At 47.8% G+C, this 14,959-nt stretch carries 14 protein-coding genes; 6 read left to right on the top strand and 8 right to left on the bottom strand.

The window, feature by feature from the left end; all coding sequences use genetic code 11:
- Nucleotides 1-58: 58 nt before the first annotated feature.
- The 4 genes from KNQ05_RS10400 to KNQ05_RS10385 form a co-directional block, all read right to left on the bottom strand.
- Nucleotides 59-505: an OsmC family protein gene (locus KNQ05_RS10400; protein WP_029332077.1), complete on the bottom strand. Its 447-nt coding sequence runs from the start codon at nt 503-505 to the stop codon at nt 59-61.
- Nucleotides 506-614: 109 nt separating this feature from the next.
- Nucleotides 615-1,547, bottom strand: a complete 933-nt coding sequence (locus tag KNQ05_RS10395; RefSeq protein ID WP_088838216.1) for an aldo/keto reductase — start codon at nt 1,545-1,547, stop codon at nt 615-617.
- A gap of 14 nt (nt 1,548-1,561) precedes the next feature.
- Nucleotides 1,562-2,452: an aldo/keto reductase gene (locus tag KNQ05_RS10390; protein ID WP_214770213.1), complete on the bottom strand. Its 891-nt coding sequence runs from the start codon at nt 2,450-2,452 to the stop codon at nt 1,562-1,564.
- Between the two features lie 75 nt (nt 2,453-2,527).
- A complete protein-coding gene (locus KNQ05_RS10385) occupies nt 2,528-3,013 on the bottom strand; it encodes a cupin domain-containing protein (protein ID WP_214805316.1) in 486 nt (161 codons plus the stop codon).
- A 144-nt stretch (nt 3,014-3,157) separates the two neighbouring features.
- Here KNQ05_RS10385 and KNQ05_RS10380 point away from each other — a divergent pair, with 144 nt between their 5' ends.
- The 3 genes from KNQ05_RS10380 to KNQ05_RS10370 all read left to right on the top strand — a co-directional run bounded on the left by KNQ05_RS10380 (nt 3,158) and on the right by KNQ05_RS10370 (nt 5,942).
- A complete protein-coding gene (locus tag KNQ05_RS10380) occupies nt 3,158-3,439 on the top strand; it encodes a putative quinol monooxygenase (RefSeq protein WP_088838213.1) in 282 nt (93 codons plus the stop codon).
- A 172-nt stretch (nt 3,440-3,611) separates the two neighbouring features.
- A complete protein-coding gene (locus KNQ05_RS10375; protein WP_088838212.1) occupies nt 3,612-5,018 on the top strand; it encodes a YfcC family protein in 1,407 nt (468 codons plus the stop codon).
- A gap of 102 nt (nt 5,019-5,120) precedes the next feature.
- Nucleotides 5,121-5,942: a DUF1028 domain-containing protein gene (locus KNQ05_RS10370; protein WP_214770202.1), complete on the top strand. Its 822-nt coding sequence runs from the start codon at nt 5,121-5,123 to the stop codon at nt 5,940-5,942.
- Nucleotides 5,943-5,982: 40 nt separating this feature from the next.
- Here KNQ05_RS10370 and KNQ05_RS10365 read toward each other — a convergent pair whose 3' ends face one another.
- Entirely contained in the window at nt 5,983-7,617 is a 1,635-nt protein-coding gene (locus KNQ05_RS10365; RefSeq protein ID WP_214805314.1) for a glycosyl hydrolase family 28-related protein, read from the bottom strand.
- Nucleotides 7,618-7,762: 145 nt separating this feature from the next.
- Here KNQ05_RS10365 and KNQ05_RS10360 point away from each other — a divergent pair, with 145 nt between their 5' ends.
- The 3 genes from KNQ05_RS10360 to KNQ05_RS10350 all read left to right on the top strand — a co-directional run bounded on the left by KNQ05_RS10360 (nt 7,763) and on the right by KNQ05_RS10350 (nt 10,625).
- Entirely contained in the window at nt 7,763-8,533 is a 771-nt protein-coding gene (locus KNQ05_RS10360) for a hypothetical protein (protein ID WP_214805312.1), read from the top strand.
- A 175-nt stretch (nt 8,534-8,708) separates the two neighbouring features.
- Nucleotides 8,709-9,692: a YhdH/YhfP family quinone oxidoreductase gene (locus KNQ05_RS10355; RefSeq protein WP_214805310.1), complete on the top strand. Its 984-nt coding sequence runs from the start codon at nt 8,709-8,711 to the stop codon at nt 9,690-9,692.
- A gap of 69 nt (nt 9,693-9,761) precedes the next feature.
- Nucleotides 9,762-10,625, top strand: a complete 864-nt coding sequence (locus tag KNQ05_RS10350) for a hypothetical protein (RefSeq protein WP_214805308.1) — start codon at nt 9,762-9,764, stop codon at nt 10,623-10,625.
- A 252-nt stretch (nt 10,626-10,877) separates the two neighbouring features.
- Here the strand turns inward: KNQ05_RS10350 and KNQ05_RS10345 are convergent, their stop codons facing one another.
- From KNQ05_RS10345 to KNQ05_RS10335, 3 genes are all read right to left on the bottom strand, one after another.
- Nucleotides 10,878-12,413, bottom strand: coding sequence for a M4 family metallopeptidase (locus KNQ05_RS10345; RefSeq protein ID WP_214802294.1), 1,536 nt, complete (start codon nt 12,411-12,413; stop codon nt 10,878-10,880).
- A gap of 413 nt (nt 12,414-12,826) precedes the next feature.
- Nucleotides 12,827-13,261 carry a GyrI-like domain-containing protein gene (locus KNQ05_RS10340; protein WP_214805305.1) on the bottom strand — a complete coding sequence of 145 codons (435 nt, stop codon included), beginning with the start codon at nt 13,259-13,261 and terminating at the stop codon, nt 12,827-12,829.
- 22 nt (nt 13,262-13,283) lie between these two features.
- Entirely contained in the window at nt 13,284-14,777 is a 1,494-nt protein-coding gene (locus KNQ05_RS10335; protein WP_214805303.1) for an HD domain-containing phosphohydrolase, read from the bottom strand.
- Between the last annotated feature and the right edge of the window lie 182 nt (nt 14,778-14,959).

Raw genomic sequence — 14,959 nt, 5'->3', positions numbered from 1 at the left:
ATTATTAAGAGCAATACGAGGCCGCGCATTCATGTAGAAGGTGCGGTCTCGTATTCGATTAAGCTTCGACTTCAATCACCGCTTCAAGCGAGACTTTTACATTTCCTGCAAGCGCACGGGTAATCATGCACGAACCTTCCGCTTTTTCCGCGAGGCGACGTGCCATCTTGACCATTGCCTCTGTCGTATCGGCAGGTAAAATCAACGTGGGACGATGAATGATTTGATCATACGTAAAGACCCCGTTCGTCACATCGACGATGCCTTCAGACTCCATCGTCAGCGATACTTTTTTGATGTTGCTGCGCTCGAGCATCGCGGCAAGCGTGATGATGTAGCAGGTCGCGGCTGCGCCAAGTAACATTTCGTCCGGATTCGTCCCGACGCCAGGACCGTCCATCGCTTCCGGAATCGAAATCTTTGTTTTTAAGTCACCGGTCTCGATGTCGCCGATGTCATTTCGGTTTCCCGGCCAGTCTGCTGTTAAGTGAAAATGATGTTTCATTTCAAAATCGCCTCCTCTGTTGTTATCATACGTGTTGTCTTTTTGATTTTCGCGCTATTTGCTCATGAACAAGCCCCCGGTCATCTTGCGACCGAGGGTTTGCATGGCGTTAACTAAAGATTTGATCGATTTTTTTAATGTCTGCATCCGTCAGCTCGACTTCAATCGTTCGGAGCGTATCTGTTACTTGGTCGGCACGTTTTGCACCAGGAATGATGGCATCGATGCCATCTTGCGCAAGGTACCAAGCGAGGACGACATGCGCGACGTCAACCTCTTTTTCTTTTGCAATCGGGCGAAGTAGCTCGACTTTTGCTAAGTTGTCTTTGAAGACATCTTCTTGGAAAAGGGGATCCTTCGCACGTAAATCATCGAACTTCGTATTTTCATCATATTTTCCGGCAAGTAATCCGGCAGCGAGCGGGAAGTACGGAACAAATGAAATCCCGTGTTCGCGGATATAAGGCAGGATTTCTTTTTCTGCATCCCGCTTGAACAAGTTGTACTCGCCTTGATATACGTCGACGTGCCCGTCTTTATTGGCTTCTTTTAATTGTTCGAGTGAGAAGTTCGAGACACCGATCGCTCGGATTTTTCCTTGTTCCTTTAATTCGGCAAGTGCAGCGACTGCTTGATCTTTTGGTGTCGCTTCATCTGGGAAGTGGATGTAGAACAAGTCGATGTAATCCGTTTTTAAACGCTTCAGGCTCTCTTCGACCGACTGTTTCAAAAACTCGGGTGAGTTATCGATGACGACCTCGTCGTCGACGATTTTGTGCGCGCCTTTCGTTGCGAGGATGACGTCTTTGCGTTCGACCGTCTCGCTCCACGTTTCACCAACAAGTTCTTCTGAACGTTCTGGTCCGTAAATAAAGGCCGTATCTAAAAAGTTGATGCCGTTCATCAAGGCGACACGGACTAAATCGCGTCCTGCTTGTTCATCGAGATTCGGGTAAAGGTTATGCCCCCCGACGGCATTTGTTCCGAGACCGATCGGGTGAACCATGAGATCTGATTTTCCGAGTTTGACTTTCGTATCCATAAGCAAATTCCTCCTTAGACGATATCGAGCGATTCTTTTTTAGTTGGAGCAGGGAATGCTTCATCAAGTGCTGCGAATTCTTCATCAGTTAGTTGTAAGAGTGCGGCACGACCATTTTCTTCGACGTGCTTCGCCTGACCGGCTTTCGGAATGGCGATGACATCACCACTCCGCACGACGAAGGCGAGTAGGATTTGTGCCGGGTCGACACCATGTGTTTCAGCAAGGCGTTCAACGGTCGGGTGATCAAGTAGCTTCTCCCGGAGACTCCCGCCTTCTGCTAATGGGCAGTACGCCATGACTGGAATGCCGTGCTCTTTTAAAAGCGGCATCAATTCGTATTCAATCCCGCGTGAGCCAAGGTGATAAAGTACTTGGTTGACGGCACATTGATCGCCGTTTTCTAACGCAAGTAACTCTTTCATATCTGCGACGTCGAAGTTCGAGACACCCCAGCGGCGAATTTTTCCTTCTGCCTTCAACTGCTCGAGACCATCGATCGTCTCTTGAAGCGGGATGTCACCGCGCCAGTGGAGTAAGTAAAGATCGAGATAATCCGTCTTCAGGTTACGTAACGAACGTTCACATGCTTCGCGTAACTTGTCTCCGCTAGCATTATGAGGATAAACCTTCGAGACGAGAAACACTTCTTCACGTCGTCCTTCGATTGCTTCGCCGATTAATTGTTCCGATGCCCCTTCACCGTACATTTCTGCGGTATCAATTAATTCCATTCCACTGTCGAGTCCGACGTTCAAAGCTTCGATTTCCGCTTGTCGTTTTGTCGGTTCTTCACCCATGTGCCACGTTCCTTGACCGAATGCCCGAACGTGTGTTGAATCGGGAAATGCTACCGTCTGTTGTTTTAACGCGGCAAGTAGAATCGTCCGTTCTGTCTCATTCATTCTCGCTTCCTCCTCCAAAATTCACAATAATAGGCTTTACCACGGATGGATAAGAAAAAAACGTCAATCGTTTGTTTACCAATGCTCAAACAAAGGACCTGACTGGCCATAAACGGGGTCGGTCGATGGACGCTCGACGCGTTCAATCCGCTCGAGATTACTCGGTCGTTCGCAGGATTCACCTGTCAACGTATCGTAGTCTTGACCATTTGGATAGGCACCAACCACTTTGAAGCGACGACTCGTATCAAGCGCTTTATGTCCGGTTCCGGCAGGTAAGACGATGACATCCCCAGCAGTCAGCGTAAACGTTTTCCCGAGCGGTCCTCCAATCTGAATGCTGGCGTGTCCCTCGAGAATACCGATGACTTCATGAGCGACACTATGGTAATGATGGAAATCAAAAATACCGTCGACCCAGCTGTTTTGCCAATTGTTCGCACGGAAGGTTTTTTCGATGGCAGAAGGGTCTTCGAAGACATGACGATAAATCAAAACCGGGTAACGTGGATTATTTGGAATCACACCATCGTCCTCGAAACGAAAAAGCTCGATACTCATCGTGTGTGCTCCTCTCTGGTGTCAAAAAAGATACATTTTTTTACCCGAAATCGAATTAAATTAATCTTCTAAGCATCTTTATAGCACTTGCATAATCGAGGTGCTAAACTATGTAAGTTAACGAAAGTTGAAGGAGGAATTTACATGATCGCAATCGAAGCAAAATTAGAAGTTCAACCAGCAAAACGTACTGATTTTTTGGAGGCTACTAAAGCATTGATCGAAGGTTCACGCTTAGAAGCAGGAAACGTCAGCTATGACCTGTTCCAAAGCACAGAAGACGAAAATGTCTTCATGATGATTGAGAAATGGGAAGATCAAGCAGCAATTGAATCACACAACACGAGTGCACATTTCGGACAGTTCGTTGCATTTGCACAAACTGTTCTCGCTAAACCACTTGATGTTCAAATGTTCACTGCATAATAAGTAGGAGAAAAGTCTGGCAATGTCAGGCTTTTTTTTTATGTTTAAATCGAACGAAAGTTCTCTTTTTTGTTACAAAAAAATTAAAACACCTCGAATGCCTGTTACTTTTTCCAAAAATAGGGCATTATCTTAAGAGTAGCTAGATTCAGACTTGAGAGGAGGCAGCTAAATGAACGAACGTAAAGTCCAGGAAGATTCGTCTTCACGCTCTTTCTTTAAAATGCCTCATACATATGCCATTATCATGGGGATTTTACTGATTTCAGTTATCTTGACGTATACGTTACCAGCAGGTCAATTTGATCGTGAGAAACAAGATGGACAAACGGTCGTCATCGATGGTACATACCGGGCGGTCGAGTCGGCACCCGTTAATTTGTTTGGGTTGTTTGAAGCGATACCAAAAGGCATGGAAGCGGGTGCTGGCATCATCTTCTATATCTTTCTCGTCGGTGGTGTCTTCGGTATTATCCGTGAGACGGGAGCAATCGAATCCGGAATCAATCAATTGATTAATCGATTTGGTCAAAAGGGACATATCATGATTCCGATGACGATGTTTGTCTTTTCGATTGCTGGAGCGACGATCGGCATGGCAGAAGAGACGATTATTTTCGTCCCGATCGGTATCATGCTCGCCCGGGCACTCGGTTACGATGCGATGACGGGCGCAGCGATCGTCAGTCTCGGGGCAGCGGTTGGATTTGCCGGCGGAATGCTTAATCCGTTTACGGTTGGTGTTGCACAGTCGATTGCCGAAGTTCCATTGTTCAGTGGGATTGGTTACCGGACTGCAATCTACTTGGCTTTTTTATTCGTGACGATTTTATATGTCATGAACTATGCCCAAAAGGTTAAAAAAAATCCGGAGCGCAGCTTAGTCTATGACTTAGAGAAACATCGGAAAGAAGAAGTAACGACAACATTTTCACGGTTTTCGAAGAAACATGCGTTCGTCCTCATCGTTTTGATTGGTGGCATCACACTTAATGTCATTGGAATCTTTGAGTGGGGCTGGTACTTAACGGAGTTGACGGCATCGTTCCTCATCATCGGTATGCTTGCCGGAATCGCGACGCTCGGTATCAATCGGACGTTCGAAAGTTTGATTGACGGGGCGAAAGCAGTGACGTTCGGTGCCTTAATCGTCGGCTTCGCACGTGCAATCGTCGTCATCTTGGAAGACGGTCGTGTCATCGACACAGTCATCTACGGTTTATCGAACGCCGTCGGACATTTACCGACGTCGCTTGCCGTCATCGGCATGTACATCGTCCAGTTGATTACGAACTTCTTCATTCCATCCGGGAGTGGACAAGCAGCGACGACGATGCCTATCATGGCTCCGCTCGCCGATCTATTAGGGATTGAACGACAAGTCGCAGTCCTCGCCTTCCAGTATGGAGATGGGTTGACGAATATGATTTTCCCGACGAGTGCCCATTTGATGGCATTCCTTGCAATTGCCGGCATCCCGTATGAAAAATGGTTACGATTCGTCTGGAAGTTGTTTGCGATTTGGGTGACACTTGCCTGCGTCGCCTTGCTCCTCGCCGTCACCTTAGGCATTCAATGAACACCGACCTTCCGTGCAATGGGTGCGGAAGGTTTTTTTCGTGCAGGAATCGGGAACTTCTAAGACGAACGTTAGTTATAAGTTCATAAGGGGGATTTCAACATGACATATTCAATCGTTGGCTATTGTGAAAAAGAACAAGCATGGGGAGTCGCTGTTCAATCGAAGTTTCTTGCGGTCGGCAGCGCCGTCCCGTTTGCAAAAGCAGGTGTCGGAGCAATCGCGACCCAATCATTCGCGAATACGACATACGGTCCGGAAGGATTACGGATGATTTCTGAAGGGAAGTCGGCGGAAGAAGTCTTAAAATTGTTGACGGACGCGGACGAAGGACGGGCAGAGCGGCAAGTCGGAATCGTTGACGCAACTGGTCGGAGCGCAACTTTCACGGGAGACGCCTGTAACGACTGGGCAGGCGGAATTGCCGGTAAACACTTTGCCGCGCAAGGGAATATCTTAGTCGACGGCAACACGGTCAAGGAGATGGCCCGTGTGTTCGAGGCGACGGATGGACCGCTCGGTGAACGGTTGTTACGTGCCCTCGCTGCCGGACAAGCGGCAGGCGGTGACTCACGCGGAATGCAGTCGGCTGCGCTCCTCGTCGTCAAGGAAAACGGTGGATATGGTGGTTTCAATGACCGCTACATCGATTTGCGTGTCGACGATCACCCGAGTCCGATTCAGGAGCTCGAGCGGATTTATCAACTGCACACCCTTTACCTGCAACCAAGTAAACCGGAAGAAATCAAGCCGATTGATGATGCGCTTGAATCGGAAGTGATGGATAAATTACTCGAACTCGGTTACCGGGGATCGTTCGAAGAAGCTTTCCGGACGTACCTGCATACGGAGAATTTCGAGATGCGTGAGCATCAGGACCGTACGATCGATACACGTGTCCTTGCTTATCTCCGCGCCCAATGAGAAAAAGCTCTGCACTGACCGAGGTCAGGCAGAGCTTCTTTTATGCGGACGGATGGGTCCGGACAGGCACTTGATAACCGGTTGCGATGAAGCGTTCAAGCTCCGGTTCGGATTTAGCATTCAATCCGACCGTCCCGTCCCCTTTGATCGCGACGTTCATCAAACGGATGCGCTCAATGTGGGGGCCGATCGTAATCCCGTGGCGTGCGGAATCTTCAATCCGGACATCAATGAGCCGGACGTCATCTGCCCCGTTTTCACCACCAAAGACTTGAATGTCCGTTTTAGCCTGACGGAATCCCGTCATCTTGACTTGGCTCAAGGTGACGTTTTTCGCCTTGTACTGGATTCCGATCACCGGCTGTTCCTGGTAATCATAGTTCGGGTCACCGAGGACGGTGAAGTCATGGATGACGACGTTCCGATATGCCGAGACGACGAGTGCCCGCGGTTTTGAGTTTGCATAGAGCGGTGTGTATTGAGGCGTCTGCGCGACGAGCCGTGTCGCGATGATGTTATAGGCAGTTTGTGACGTCGGGTCCGTTGCTTGATGGTGACCGATATGGCGGAAGTTGAACGAGCGGTGGTCATCGATGGAGAGGTGCCCGACGATTTTGACGGTCGAAGCAGCGGACGATGTCGCATGCGCCTTGATTTCGAGTCCGCCGAAACAACGGGACGTCGCATTGTTGAACAACCAGACGTCGCGCGAGCCATCATCGATTTCGATTCCGTTCGAATTCGAAAAGCCGACGGCGTGGGCTCGCCCGCTCGGGTCATGCATGAAGCAGTTCGAGATGAATAAGTGATCGCTATGATGCGTCGTGATGCCATCGTCGCCGAATCCGGATCCCGTCAAGCCGTCGAACCAAATGAAGGAACTACTTAAATTCGCCCGTGCGCCGTCCCCGTTGTAATTGTAGTAAGGTGTCGAAATGTCGAAACAATGGAGCCCGGGATCGACTGCCTCGACGTCGAAGACCCAGCCGTACGTGACATGGGCGTAAGTCAGACAACTCGAATGGTTGCCCCATGTGCTGCTCTTTTTAGCATCACCGATCCGCTCGATGTTCCAGTCAAGGGTCATTTTTTCGACGAGCAGATGATGATTACCGAGTAAGTAATTTTGGTTCGTGATTAACCGGCGTCCTTTCGGGGCATCATCATGCAATTTTATAATCGTCCGGCCTTTCCCGTCACCCGTCAAAATCGTAAAGTTCGGGAGCCGGATCCCGCGGACGATGTATGTGCCGGCAGGGACGTGGACTTGCCGATGTCCGTCCGCAAGTGCTTCCTTGAAGGCAAGCGTGTCATCGGTCTTTCCGTCCCCAATCGCCCCATACGTCCGGACATCGACTTTTTCGACCTGACAGGCCAGTTGTTCGAATTCATAAGTTAGCCGACCGAACCAGCGCGGCCGGACCTCATCCTGTTGACTGACGAATGCTTTCGTCAGGGGCAAGATATGTTTATCGCGGTCTGTTAAAAAAAGTGGCGAGATTAACGAACGTAAGTAGCGGCTCGGATGCGGCGCGCGACGCGGTGCGACGAACGGGCTTTCGGTCATCAATTGTTCCGCACGGGTAATGGCCGCAAGATTCGTGTTACTTTCCGTATATTCAGCAATCAATGGCCCGTTTTGATAGGGATCGTGTGTAGCTTCTAATATGACCATGGTTGAACTCCTCTCTAAAAATCACTACATTCCTTTTCCCATCCCGTCTGTTGTTCAAGCCCTTTTTAAGTAAAATCAAAAAATTCCGTTAATTAGGCTTGAATCATTATATAATGGATAAAAATGACATTAAAGAGGTGGGAGCATGCGATTTCGAAGTCGATTACTCTTGATGATGGGTATAGTTTTGCTGGCACTTGGGATCATGAAACCGTTAGTCGAGACGGGTTATCAAGCACTGCGTGATGTCGAGGTTTTTCCGGCGACGGCAACGGCGCAACAGTGCAGAGAAGATTGTGAAAGCAAGCCGCTCGACTGGTGGTGGCTGAAGTTACTTTGGAAAAAAGAACCGAAACCTGAGGGTGTGATTTATGGTTACGATACGGATGAGAAGAGTGACCGGGGAGGGGAACCTAAAGATAAATTTAAATTCATTTCACTCGGAGTTAAACATGCTGAAAAAGGTGTGGGAGTCGAAGAGGACGGAGGCTTTCCTTACTTCTTAATCGGGTTTAGTGCAGCGGCTGTCCTGTTGCTTGTCCTGCTCATCCGTCGCTTCCGAAAACGCCGTGGCCGGCGAAAAGATGCACTCGAAGACGAAGTGACGCCACCGCAGCAATACCGACAGACTAAGGTGGATTCAGAGGAAACGTTCCCGCCATTGCCGGTCGAACAAGTTCGGCAACAGGTCGTTTTGTTCAATCGTCAGTTGCCGGCGCGCCTGAAACGCCGAGAGACGGAGTCGTTCAGCGAGTGGTTCGGACGAATCGGATTTTTACCGTCGCAGGAATTACGGACGCTGTATGGCATTATCCGTTATGACGAAGGAGCAGACAAAACAGTCGCGAAAGAAACCGTCGAAAAAATCGAACACGATTTCAGATCTTACTTAAAACAAGTTCATCCGAATACTTGAACCACTTCTTCCTCAAGTACTATCCTCGAATCCACAAGTGTCATCACTTGACGTTTTTTAAAAAGTCGGATGAACATGAGACATGATTTGTGCACTGTACGGGTAATTGGGCTATCATGGGGGCATCGCTAAGTCAAAGCATGTCAATTAAGCTTAATTCCTAGGAGGTAGACAGATGGAACAAACGTTTAAAGCATTCGTCGTACGTGAGGAAGAAGGACAATTCGTCGGGGCACTCGAACAAAAACAAGTCGACGACTTACCAGAAGGTGATGTGTTGATTCGTGTCGCCTATTCGTGCATCAACTACAAAGATGCGTTATCGGTCACAGGAAATCGAGGGGTGACGAAAAATTACCCACATACACCAGGCGTCGATGCGGCAGGTCATGTTGTAACATCATCTGATGAACGCTTCAGCGAAGGACAAGCGGTCGTCGTCAACGGCTTTGATTTCGGAATGAATACATCAGGTGGTTTTCAAGAGTATATCCGCGTGCCGGCGGACTGGATTACGTCGCTACCGAACGGCATCACGACGCTTGAAGCGATGAGTTACGGAACAGCCGGTCTGACAGCTGCCCAGTCGATTGATGAACTCGTTCAACGTGTAGCACCGCAAGATGGTCCGGTCCTCGTCACGGGAGCGACAGGTGGCGTCGGCAGTGTCGCGGTCGCACTCCTCGTGAAACTCGGGTTCACGGTTCATGCCGTGACCGGGAAAGAAGCAGAGCATGACCGCTTGAAGCAAGCAGGTGTCGCAGAAGTCATCTCACGCCAGTCACTTCTGGAAGAAACAACGCGACCTTTGAAAAAAGGACTGTATGCCGGTATTATCGACACGGTCGGTGGTCCGCTACTTGCCTCGGTCATCCGTTACGTCCAATACGGTGGACTCGTCACGACGTGCGGTAACGTCGGTGGTGCTGAACTGACGATGACCGTCTATCCGTTCATCTTACGTGGTGTTCGTTTGATTGGAATCGATGCTGTTCAGTTACCAATCACAGAGCGTGAGCGTTTATGGAATCATCTCGCGAACGACTGGCATTTATCGATTGCCGAGATGGTCCGAATGAAAGCGTTGAGTGATGTTCCGGCAGTCGTCAAGTCGTTGCTTGAAGGAACACATCAAGGCAGAACTGTCATCGAAATTTAAACAATTTGGTTCTGGATTAGATGGTATAGTGAATAAAACATCACTCGGTCAATTCAGGAGGAACCAAATATGAGTCAACAGGAACAAGAGCACGATCAGGCACGGCAATCGCGTCACATGCGTCGAAAACAAAAGCGCAACCGGCGTGGGATTGCGTTCGGTGGTCTATTGGCGACGGCTTTGATCGTCGGCGGATGGGGTTATATGGTCGCGCATAACGATCCTTCGCAAGCGACGTCGACGGTCGAAACACCGAAAACAGATGCTTCTGCCAAAGAAACGTCAAAGGATAAAGAAAAAGATTCGGACGATCAAGAGAAGAAAAAAGAGTCGAAGAAATCGAAAAAAGAAGCAGCACCTGAGATCAGTTCAGCAGCATGGATCAAACGACCGTTTGCGGATGTCTATCAAAATGCAAATCGGACCAGTGTCATCTATAAGGCGGATTTAGGGGATGTCTATGAAGTCCTCGACGCAAAAGACGGCATGGTACATCTGAAGTTAAGTGATGCTGTCGAAGGCTACATTCCGGAAGCGGACGTTCAGATGGAGGCTCCATCTGGTCTAAAAGATGAGAAACTCCTTTCGACACTCGGACAAGTCGTCGCGAATCAGCCGATTGACAAGCCGGAACAATACCTCGGGAAACCGCTTGAAACGTTTGAGGCGAAGTATGGCAAGCTCGGCAACACACAAAAAGATGCCGTCAATACGTACCATTTCTCGAACGCCGGGTACTTGCTCGTCGTATCAGATGGAGTAGTCGAAGCAATTGACTGGATGAATGTCTCAGCGTCAGGTTTAACAGCACTTGGTGATCCGGTCGTCAAGACGGATTACGGCACATGGTACGAGGGCGAGAAATTACAGCTCAAGGCATTCCCGGATAACGGTTCGACGCGCTTGCGTCTCGCACGTGATCTTGGGAAATGAATCGATTGAGACTGGAGCTAGTCAGTTTCTCTAGTCAAAAGCCGGACATAGCGAGTTGGATTTGAACGCAACGACAAAAAAGACAGGATCGTCATCTCACAAAGATGCACAGTCCTGTCTTTCATTTTATCTAAAGTCTGAAGCACGTTCATTCCGTCAAGTGAACGTGCTTTTTTGCGTTGGATTCACAATAAAAAACCTCCCGAGTCATCGACTCGAGAGGAAAGAGAAAATCCTTGGGAGGAGGTTTTCTTAGTAGACGCCAACTGCATCAAATGATTTTGCTGCAGCGGCTGCTTCAGCACTTGAAGAACCGTAAAGGTCTTTTGCCGATTGAACGACTGCTGCGCGGAGGTAGCTGAAGTTCGAAGTCGGAGTCAAGTAGACGTTAAGGGCACGGTAGTAGATGGCACCAAGTTTCGGTACGCCGACGCCTGGTACAGTGACACCGTAATGTGTACCACCGTTACCTAAGAGGTAAGCGGCTTTGTTGACGATACCAGAGTTCGTGTGGACACCACCGTTATCAGCCGTACCTGTGTAACGTTTTGAGTAGTGGTCTGGATCACCGTAAGCGGCAGGGTTAGACATTGAACGAAGAGCATCGCCACTTACACCTGGTGTGTAGATGTCTTCACCGACGAGCCAGTCGAAGTTTGATCCGACTGAGTACTCTGCAACTGTTCCCATGATATCCGAAACAGCCTCATTGATCGCACCAGATTCGTTTTGGTAAACGAGTCCTGCTGTGTATTCAGTGACAGCGTGCGTCAATTCGTGAGCGACTACATCAAGTGCGCCAGAAAGGTATGTGAATGTCGAACCGTCTCCGTCACCGTAGACCATTTTTGATCCATCCCAGAACGCATTGTTGTAGCGTGAAGAATAGTGAACCGTTGAATTGAGTGCTGCACCCGCATTATCGTAACTGTTGCGGCCATATGTGTTTTTGTAGAAGTCATATGTTTTCACTGCATTGACTTGTGCGCTGACAGCGGCACGGTCATAAGTAGCATTGAGAACGTTGTCGGCATCCGCCCAAAGTGATCCTGGAAGTGATGTCCGGTTTTTTGCATCGTACGTCGAGATGCCTTTACCGCGTGTTGAATCTTGAAGGTAGTAGTAAGAACCACTCTTCGTTGTGTTGAATGTAGCACTTGTTCCAAGAACCGTCGTACCTGAACCGACTGTCGTTGTTCCGGTGATTGTCGTAACTGGTTTCGCATGTGCCAGTTGGTCATATTTGTTGATGACCTTACCAGAGTTTGCATCGATGAAGTATGTCCAGCGTGACGGCTCGTCGCCGGCTAAGACAGTCGATGTGATTTTATAAGCATAGACAGCATCGTCTTTGACTGGATAGACAACGAGTTCACTCGTTGGAGCCACTTCGAATTCTGTTGCTTTGATTGATTTTTTATACAACTTTAAAGCTTTCTTTTCAGAGATTGCAATTTTCTTATCGAGACCTGGTTTCCCTTTGACCTTGACTGCATCATTGACGATTGCTTTTAAAGTACCGTCTTTCGCAACGTTACCGACGACGACACTACCGAAGACCGGGACGCCATCCACTTCTTGTTGGAGACGTACGATGTGAGATGATCCATCTTTTTGAACATCTTGTACAGAGAAGTCACCTTTACCTTCGACATACTCTTTAACGATTGATGCAGCTGGATCGGACGATGCTTTCGTCAACTTGCCAGATTGAAGACCTTCTGCGCCTACGACTGTAGGAACGACAAGTACACTTGCGACAAGCGATGTAGCGAGAAACTTTTTCAAAATAAATCGCCTCCTTGTTTGGGTTGAGTCTAACTATGCCAAACAAAATAGAGAACGAGAATAAGGCATTCGGATTAAATAGAATTTTCTGAAAATAGGTATTTAGTACCCGTACTGAACAATTTAGTCATTGAGACAAATCGAGTGAAGAAATACTCTTCTAGCACTCCTATCATTGAAGAAACGGGCTTTCTGGCCTTAAATTCTGTGAGTAGTCCTCAAATTGTAGACAACGAACTATCGGTAGATAAAGCGTCTTTTCCCGTAGCAGTCAACGAAACGTGACGCTTTGTAGGTAATACCAGGAGGAAAAGCCGGGCATGCAGACGGTTTAGAGCACAATCCGTCTCGATATCGTAAGTTCACGCTAAAGTTTGTCTACACGCGGAAAAGACTACTCATTTGAGTAGTCCTTAGAGAATTCGTTGATATAAGTGATGCGTGCCTTCGCGTGTCTCATCGATTTTAAAATCAAGTGGATCAAGTTCAACCCCTTGTTTGTGTGCAAAACGTTGAATCTTTTCAAACGACTTCCAAATCTCGATGTCTGGTCCTTCATGTCTCCAAAAGACATAGCGAGCGGGAGGGAGATGGTATCCTTTCATTCCCTTAGGAACCCGTTCGAGTGAAGAGACAGGTAAGCCGACGCATTGCGTATAGGTCGTTCCGCGATGGGCAAGCGAAACATCTAATGGAAAACTGTCCGGTACGACTGCCTGAATTTCATGCGCCCGACGTGAAAATTCACGCCATAGTTCAGGCATCAATGTATGGAGTTCATTTTCTTCGCACGTCATGCTGAGTCCGATTACATAAAGCTCGTGACGTTCAACAATTTTAGGATGCATTTGAGACTCCTTTCGTCAGAAATCAAGAAGCAGTAGTCAAGTTCCGTCGTTTTAAGTCTAAGAAGAGTTTAGTAAAAGTTGCGTCCCACTGCGTGCCGCTTCCTTCTTCAAGAATCGACAATGCTCGTTCAGCGGGCATCCCCTTTCGATAGGGGCGATCGGAAGTCATGGCATCATAGGCGTCGGCAATTGCCATGATTCGTCCGAAAAGCGGAATCGCGTCGCCGGTCAAGCCTTCCGGATAGCCTTTGCCATCATAACGCTCGTGATGGTACTTTACCCCGGGAAGAATCGGTTGTAACGTCTCTGGTAAATCAACTTGCGATAAAATATGGACACCGATTACCGGATGGCGTTTGATTTCATCGAATTCTTCTTCCGTTAACCGTCCTTCCTTCAAAAGAACGGCATCTCGGATACCGATTTTACCGATATCGTGAAGAAGAGCAGACTTTCGTAATAACTCGATTTGTTCATCAGGTAAGTCAGCGGCACGGGCGATTTCAACGGAATATTCCGCTACACGTAAAGAATGCCCTGCCGTATAAGGATCACGAGCATCTAAAGTCGCGGCAAACAACGTAAATAAACTATTTAAAAGGCGTTCATTTTCTAAATCGCGTCCTTCGATTCCTTCAACCATCAAATTAAATCCGCCAATCAAGTGTGCGAATTCATCGGAGTAGGGATTGGAAATCGTATTCAAATGACCCGACTCGATTTGAGCAACTCCTTCTTGCAAAGCAAGAATCGGTTTTTTAATGTTTTCATATAGTAGAAGACTGCAAAATGTCGCAAGGCAGAGGATGACAATCAAAATTAACGTCGCCCAACTCCAATAAGACTGAAGACTTTCGTTTTCCGTTAACTGAACGGCAGAAGCGAGGACGAACAGTAAGATTGGAAATACACCGATGACGAGTGTACTAATCAACATTTTTTGGCGCAAGCTGACCATATGTTGTTTCTTTAAGACGATGTCGCCGTAACCTGCCGCCTGAGATCGTTTCGTCAACTCGAGCAACATCGGTTCCGTGACCCGGTAAGTGAGGAAAAATTCAATCAGAGCATGAAGAATCGCGACGAGAATCGCCCCGAAACAAGCGAGACCAATCAAATAGTAGGGCATGTCGAGCCAACCACGGTATATGGCGAAAGCTGTCAAGGTAGAAGAAGGAAGTGATAATCCGAGAAAGTGTGGACCGAGAATACGTTGCATCGTCAAAACCGGGAAGCGATGCGTCGTCTGAAAAGCAATTGTCAATTCGTCAGCAGTGGGCTGTTTTGATTGAAATACTATATAAAGGGACCGAACGTGTCGGCGATAGATTGTATATTCCAAGCTGAACATCAGGGTGACAGATCCTGCCATGATACCAAGCAAGAGTATCCGCTCTTGTGGACTGAAGGTCAGTGTTTCGAAGATGAACAAACTGCCGACACCGAAAACGGCAACGAATGAGCCGATTAAATAGTTCGTTAAGACTTGTCGCTCAAAACGTTTTAAAGGTTGCATGGAATTCCTCCTCTTCTTAATCAAAGCGTGCAGCAAAGAATTTTTCTAGTACTATATAATGGTCTATCTTATTAATATCGGCACGATGTAAGAATATTAAACTAAATTCCAAAAATAGGTATAGTTATAAAGTCCTAATTATACAAAAACTAATTGATTAACGAACTAAAATAACATATGAT

Origin of the sequence: Exiguobacterium sp. s125 (assembly GCF_018618605.1) — a bacterium.
Taxonomy (GTDB): Bacteria; Bacillota; Bacilli; order Exiguobacteriales; family Exiguobacteriaceae; genus Exiguobacterium_A; species Exiguobacterium_A oxidotolerans.
The sequence above is the reverse complement of the archived record's forward strand: the minus strand, read 5'-3'. Positions and strand labels throughout refer to the sequence as shown.

Excerpts from the sequence above, each read along its gene's own strand:
- KNQ05_RS10400 (WP_029332077.1), bottom strand. The coding sequence starts at position 505 with ATGAAACATCATTTTCACTTAACAGCAGACTGGCCGGGAAACCGAAAT.
- KNQ05_RS10395 (WP_088838216.1), bottom strand. The coding sequence starts at position 1,547 with ATGGATACGAAAGTCAAACTCGGAAAATCAGATCTCATGGTTCACCCG.
- KNQ05_RS10390 (WP_214770213.1), bottom strand. The coding sequence starts at position 2,452 with ATGAATGAGACAGAACGGACGATTCTACTTGCCGCGTTAAAACAACAG.
- KNQ05_RS10385 (WP_214805316.1), bottom strand. The coding sequence starts at position 3,013 with ATGAGTATCGAGCTTTTTCGTTTCGAGGACGATGGTGTGATTCCAAAT.
- KNQ05_RS10380 (WP_088838213.1), top strand. The coding sequence starts at position 3,158 with ATGATCGCAATCGAAGCAAAATTAGAAGTTCAACCAGCAAAACGTACT.
- KNQ05_RS10375 (WP_088838212.1), top strand. The coding sequence starts at position 3,612 with ATGAACGAACGTAAAGTCCAGGAAGATTCGTCTTCACGCTCTTTCTTT.
- KNQ05_RS10370 (WP_214770202.1), top strand. The coding sequence starts at position 5,121 with ATGACATATTCAATCGTTGGCTATTGTGAAAAAGAACAAGCATGGGGA.
- KNQ05_RS10365 (WP_214805314.1), bottom strand. The coding sequence starts at position 7,617 with ATGGTCATATTAGAAGCTACACACGATCCCTATCAAAACGGGCCATTG.
- KNQ05_RS10360 (WP_214805312.1), top strand. The coding sequence starts at position 7,763 with ATGCGATTTCGAAGTCGATTACTCTTGATGATGGGTATAGTTTTGCTG.
- KNQ05_RS10355 (WP_214805310.1), top strand. The coding sequence starts at position 8,709 with ATGGAACAAACGTTTAAAGCATTCGTCGTACGTGAGGAAGAAGGACAA.
- KNQ05_RS10350 (WP_214805308.1), top strand. The coding sequence starts at position 9,762 with ATGAGTCAACAGGAACAAGAGCACGATCAGGCACGGCAATCGCGTCAC.
- KNQ05_RS10340 (WP_214805305.1), bottom strand. The coding sequence starts at position 13,261 with ATGCATCCTAAAATTGTTGAACGTCACGAGCTTTATGTAATCGGACTC.
- KNQ05_RS10335 (WP_214805303.1), bottom strand. The coding sequence starts at position 14,777 with ATGCAACCTTTAAAACGTTTTGAGCGACAAGTCTTAACGAACTATTTA.